Here is a 5,870-nt window from a genome sequence, read left to right as displayed (position 1 = left end):
TAACAAAAGTTCATACAGTGTCGATTACTTTTGTCCGACTACTTACACAATGAATTGGGTTAGGTTGAGACCGATCGATGGCTAAAAATACTGCACCATACCCACCCCGTCCCATCTGAACCAGAATATCAAACCGCTCTTGCAAAGTCAGCGAAGAACCACAAGCTTGACAGTTTTCAGTTGCGCTCAAATTTTTCGGCTGCGGACAATCTGGATTTAAGCAATATCTCATACGGCCACATCTACTTGCGGTTTTGGTTATTATACCCAGCGACCCACTGGATTAACACAAAGCCGTGCATTTTGACCTTGATTTGGGAATTCTACTCAAGAGTATCAAAAGTCCCCCTTGTGAAGGGGGATTTAGGGGAATCGATCCGAAATTAAGCCATCTGTCGCGCCATCAAATCAGCAAACATTCCCGGTTGAGACATTAATTCCTCAAAATTACCCACCTGCTTCACTTCTCCCCCTACAATCACATAAATGCGATCGGCATAGCGAATGGTACTCAAACGGTGAGCCACTACAATTCTTGTTACCTTTAACTGTGCTAAACTTTCAATTACAATTGCTTGCGTGCGGTTATCTAAAGCACTGGTTGCCTCATCAAAAATCAAAATTTTCGGTTTTAATACCAAAGAACGAGCGATAAACAAACGCTGGCGTTGTCCTCCCGAAAGATTCGATCCCCCTTCCGAAACAACCGTGTGCATTCCCATTGGCATTTGTTCGATATCTTCCGCCAAACCAGCCATTTTTGCAGCTGCCCAAGCTTCATCCATTGTTACTATAGCATTGCTAGAAATATTCTTAAATATCGAACCACTATTAATCCGACTATTCTGTAAAACCACACCCAATTGTCGCCGGAGTGCCCAAATATCTAATCCCGATAAATCCCGATGATCGTAATAAATTGTTCCCGCTTCTGGCTGCTCAAAACCTAACAGTAATCGGACGATAGTTGATTTGCCGCCACCTGACGGCCCGACTATAGCAATAAATTCTCCAGCTTTCGCTTCAATTGTCACTTTATTAATAGCTAATGGTCTATCTGGAGCATAGCGAAAACTCACCCGATCGAGTTTAACTTCACCCAACAAAATTCCCGGATCGGCTTTGCGATCGTTAACTTCTGGTTGCGCTTCCAAAATAGGTTTCACTCGTTCCCAAATCACGTTCACCGTCATTAATTGGATGGCTGCATTACTCAACCCCGTCACCCCGCCCACAAAAGTACCGAAAGCCACATTAAACGCCAAAAAAGTTCCGGTAGAAAATCCCCTTTCTCCTTGAGCTTGGGCTTCGACAATTAACATTACTGCTATCGCATAAACTGCCACTGAACTAACAGTAGGCAGAATATTATTAAAAAGAGTGATGCCATCTTCAATCGCCTCCGTACTGAGGGTTAAATTAAGTTGTTGGCTAAACTTTTGCGACCAATAGGCAAAAGCCCTTTCTTCCGCACCTGCTACTCGTAATTTCGTTACTGCACCGATTAATTGTACGGTTAAACCGGATAATTCCCCAGCCAATTCTTGCATCGGAATCATTTTTTGGCGGGAAATAAAGAAAGAAAAGAAAGTAATCGCAATATTGATGGCCGCTACTGCGATCGCCACTAATGTCAATTTTCCATTGTAAGAAAGCAACAACCCCAAATTCAATAGAGAAAAGAAACTATTAAATAGGGAACTCATTACCGTACCCGTGAGAATTTGGTGAAGTTGGTTAATCCCAGAAACGCGCAATTGCAAGTCCCCAATCGAAAAGTTGCGAAAGAAAGGCGCGGGCAATTTCAACAGCCGATCCCAAGTCGCCGCCTGAGTTTGCATTTCCGCAAAAGTTTGAGCGCGAGCAGTCGCAACATTTTCCACCAAACCTAATAGAATACTGCCAAAATTTACCGCTAGTAACCCTAAACCAATCTGAAAAATCAACCCGCGATCGGCATTAGGAATTGCATTATCGATTAAAATACCAGTAGCTTGGGGAATTACCATCCCCAATATGGAAGTAACCGCACCTAAGATAAACACGATTACCACATCCCGCAGCGTTCCCTTAGTGGCAAACTTGAAAATTTCTAGGACTGTGAGTACTTTATCTGGGAAAGGTCGATAAAACACATAAGCTATTGGTGAAATCAATTGCGCCGTGTTTGCATTCAAAGGTGTGCGCCGCTGCTGTTCGGGATCGAAAATTTCGTAACGATTACCATTTATGGGAAGCAAAGCCACCGGGCGCTCATCCTGAGCCGTGTATGCTAAAATCGGCCCAGCATCAAACTGCCACCAAGCACCCCGCAAAATGACTTGGCGCGTCCGCATCCGAGAGGCGCGAGCGATCGCCTCTAGTGGGTCTTTAAGCCCCTGGAAGTCTTCTGATTTGGCTGGGGGACGAATTTCCATCCCCATCGCTCTCCCCACCGCTCCCGCAGCCATTAACAAAGCCGTTCCTGTTGCCAAAGATGCGGCTGTTTGACGGCGAAAAATACTGGTAAGATGATCCAAAGCGCGATCGCTCGCTGCTTGATTGAGTTGTTGGCGTAACTGAAATTGTTCCGATCGCGTCAGAGCTTCTTTTTGGTCAAGTTGGTGCAGACAAAGTAAAAAGTCAGCATGAAATCGCTCCAAACATTCACAAACCGACTCTAAACTATCCAGCCCTGCTACATTAATACCATTGAATGAAATATCTGCCCCTCGGATAACTGCCCCTAAGCGATCGCTCCACTGTTGCAAACACTCAAGCAGCGACTCCCCCCCGCCATTTGGCTCAGTTATGGCTTGTCCTACCCAGTCTACCAGAGCGATCGATACTAAATGCGTTTCCTCATAAGCAACAGCAATTAATTGATGTGACTGACCCTCCAATCTAGTCGCCATACCGAATAGTACATCTGGTGGCGCGACATCGAAAAGATAGCGTCGCGCTCCCTGTGGACTACCATTGATAGTAGCGATCGCAAACACTGCCATTGCACCCTCTTTCACCCTCCATGCTGTCATCGGTGTAGAGAGAGGAAATAGGTTGTTACTTGCGATCGTTCGTGCGGAACTATGGAAGTTAGTCATGAAAGAGAGCAGCAAAAGTTCAGTTGGGTCTAGAGAGTTTATGCTGGAAAATGTCAGTCTCTTTGACAGATCGAAGGTATGGTAAGGGACAGGGAAGAGGGAAGAGGGAATTTCGTGCCGTCCCCCACCCTAATAGCAGTCAGACGATCGAATCCCAATCTACTGGTAAACTGGGTAAATGACGATCGCAATTGATTTCGGAACTAGCAATACGGTAATCGCCCGCTGGAATCCAGTAACCCAGAAGCCAGAAACCTTGAGCTTATCTGGTTTATCGGTAATGCAGGGGCAAAATCCCCCCTTGATACCCAGTTTACTCTATGTTGAGGACGCTTCCTCCAGTAAAGTAGTAGTTGGACAGGCTGTGCGCGATCGCGGTCTCGACCTCAAAACTGACCCCCGTTTTTTCCGCAGTTTCAAACGAGGTATCGGCGCTGCTATCCAAGGATTTTTGCCAGAACTGGACGGGAAAGTCGTTACTTTTGAACAAGTGGGGAAATGGTTCCTCTCCCAGTCGATCGAAAAACTGCAAGCGACTTTGCCAGATGTCGGTCAATCTTTAATATTAACCGTTCCCGTCGATAGCTTTGAAGCTTATCGCCACTGGTTAGGTCAAGTTTGCCAATCTCTCCCCGTCGAACAAGTGCGAATCGTAGATGAACCTACGGCGGCGGCTTTGGGTTACGGAATGGCCGATCGACAAGTTATTCTAGTGGTAGATTTTGGCGGCGGTACGCTGGATCTTTCTCTGGTGCGCTTGGATAGTTCCACTAACAAAAAACCGCTAGGCTTTATTCTCAAATGGGGCGATAAATCCCTGGCTGAATCTTCCGGACAAAAGGTAAAAACAGCTCGCGTCCTGGCCAAAGCCGGTCAAAATCTCGGCGGTGCGGATATCGATAACTGGTTGGTAGATTATTTTGCCAAAACTCAAGGTTTGGTGTCAACACCGCTGACAACTCGTTTAGCAGAACGGTTAAAAATGCAATTGTCTTTGCAAAGACAGGCAAGTGAAGTATACTTTAATGATGAAACTTTTGAAACCTACGATCTGCAATTAGAGCGCGATCGCTTTGAAGATATCCTCAAAGAACACAAGTTTTTCGATCGCTTGGATGAGTCGATGACTCAAGTGCTACAGCAAGCGCGACGGCAAGGTTTAGAAGTTGCCGATATCGATGCGGTTTTATTAGTTGGCGGTACAGTACAAATCCCATCTGTGCAAACTTGGGTGCAGCAATATTTTGAGGCGACCAAAATTCGCTGCGAAAAACCTTTTGAAGCGATCGCCCAAGGTGCTTTGCAACTAGCGCAAGGGATAGAACTCAAAGACTTTCTCTATCACAGTTACGGAATTCGTTACTGGGATAGACGCCACAGCCGACACAATTGGCATCCCTTAATAAAAGCTGGACAACCTTATCCGATGAGCGAACCGGTAGAATTAGTCTTGGGTGCCTCGGTAGAAAACCAACCCAGTATAGAATTAATTATCGGCGAATTGGGAACCGAAAGCAACAGCGCGACAGAAGTTTATTTTGATGGCGATCGTCTGATTACCCGCAACATAGGCAGCGGTCAAACGCAAGTACAACCGCTCAACGATCGGGAAGGTGCCAGGACGATCGCCCAGCTGACACCCCCAGGCTATCCGGGGAACGATCGCATCAAAGTGCTGTTTCAGGTAGATGACCGACGCTTTCTGAGGATGACCGTCCAAGATATGCTCAGCAAGCAAACTTTGTTAGACGATCGGCCTGTAGTTCAGCTGAGCTAAACAATAAATCTAGTAAAAATCTTAGCACAATTAAAGGAGGCGATCGCTATGGCAGTTATTGCCGCACTTGACTACCGAACACAGTCTACAGATACTTCGATCGAAGCCGAGCAAGTGCAGTTCAATCTCTGGCGAAAGATGACACCAGGGCAAAAAGAAGCTCTTTTCAAGCGGGTGGCCAAACGCGGGGCAACATTAGCATTGATGGGCATTAAAAGTCAGTTCCCTAACGCTTCAAAAGATACAGTGAGACAACATTACATCAGAAAACGCTTAGGGCAAGAATGGGCTGATTTTTTATCTGGATTGAAATACCTGGGAGAATTGATGATAGAAGACCCAATTTGGCTAGCAAACCAACTAGCGTCTGTCTTGACCTCACTGAATATCCCTTATTATGTAGGAGGTTCTGTTGCTAGCTCTCTACAAGGGGAAGTCAGACTCACTCAAGACGTGGATTTAGTAATAAACATCCAAACTAGCCAGATTATACCACTAATTAACGCATTGGCAGAACAGTTTTACATCAGTCAAGTGGCGGTGGAAGACGCCGTGAGTGGGAGGGCTTCATCGTTTAATGTTATCCACCTGACCACAACAGAAAAAGCAGACATTTTTGTGATGAAGGATGACGAGTTCTCCCGTGCCAAAATGTCTCGCCGTCAGCTTCACTATCCAGACGGGGATATTAGTAAATCTTTTTATGTCTGTACACCCGAAGACACGATATTGCAAAAACTCGTTTGGTTTCGGATGACTGACAACGAATCCCAGAAACAGTGGCGAGATATTTTGGGTGTGTTGAAGCTGCAAGGGGAACGACTCGATTTCGAGTATCTGCAAAGATGGGCGCTTTCATTAAATCTGACAGAACCACTCGCACAAGCACTAAGAGAAGCTGGTTTGGGGAGGTAACGCAATATGAACGATCTAAGTCCTGAAGAAGCCAAAAGTTAAAAGCCAAAACAAAATATTAATTTTGACTTTTGACTTTTGACTTTTGACTTTTG

At 45.6% G+C, this 5,870-nt stretch carries 4 protein-coding genes; 2 read left to right on the top strand and 2 right to left on the bottom strand.

The window, feature by feature from the left end; translation table 11 throughout:
• Nucleotides 1–10: 10 nt before the first annotated feature.
• Both H6S82_RS15125 and H6S82_RS15120 read right to left on the bottom strand, forming a co-directional pair.
• A complete protein-coding gene (locus H6S82_RS15125) occupies nt 11–232 on the bottom strand; it encodes a 4-Cys prefix domain-containing protein (protein ID WP_190470629.1) in 222 nt (73 codons plus the stop codon).
• A gap of 151 nt (nt 233–383) precedes the next feature.
• Nucleotides 384–3,098: an NHLP bacteriocin export ABC transporter permease/ATPase subunit gene (locus tag H6S82_RS15120; protein WP_242056960.1), complete on the bottom strand. Its 2,715-nt coding sequence runs from the start codon at nt 3,096–3,098 to the stop codon at nt 384–386.
• A 163-nt stretch (nt 3,099–3,261) separates the two neighbouring features.
• Between H6S82_RS15120 and H6S82_RS15115 the strand changes: the two genes are divergently transcribed.
• Nucleotides 3,262–4,860 carry an Hsp70 family protein gene (locus H6S82_RS15115; protein WP_190470632.1) on the top strand — a complete coding sequence of 533 codons (1,599 nt, stop codon included), beginning with the start codon at nt 3,262–3,264 and terminating at the stop codon, nt 4,858–4,860.
• Between the two features lie 48 nt (nt 4,861–4,908).
• Nucleotides 4,909–5,775: a hypothetical protein gene (locus H6S82_RS15110; RefSeq protein WP_190470635.1), complete on the top strand. Its 867-nt coding sequence runs from the start codon at nt 4,909–4,911 to the stop codon at nt 5,773–5,775.
• Nucleotides 5,776–5,870: the final 95 nt, after the last annotated feature.

It is taken from the genome of Planktothrix sp. FACHB-1355 (genome assembly GCF_014748295.1).
Taxonomy (GTDB): Bacteria; Cyanobacteriota; Cyanobacteriia; order Cyanobacteriales; family Aerosakkonemataceae; genus Aerosakkonema; species Aerosakkonema funiforme_A.
The sequence above is the reverse complement of the archived record's forward strand: the minus strand, read 5'-3'. Positions and strand labels throughout refer to the sequence as shown.

What these genes read in the sequence shown, in the direction of transcription:
- H6S82_RS15115 (WP_190470632.1), top strand. Translation starts at nt 3,262, where the DNA reads ATGACGATCGCAATTGATTTCGGAACTAGCAATACGGTAATCGCCCGC.
- H6S82_RS15110 (WP_190470635.1), top strand. Translation starts at nt 4,909, where the DNA reads ATGGCAGTTATTGCCGCACTTGACTACCGAACACAGTCTACAGATACT.
- H6S82_RS15125 (WP_190470629.1), bottom strand. Translation starts at nt 232, where the DNA reads ATGAGATATTGCTTAAATCCAGATTGTCCGCAGCCGAAAAATTTGAGC.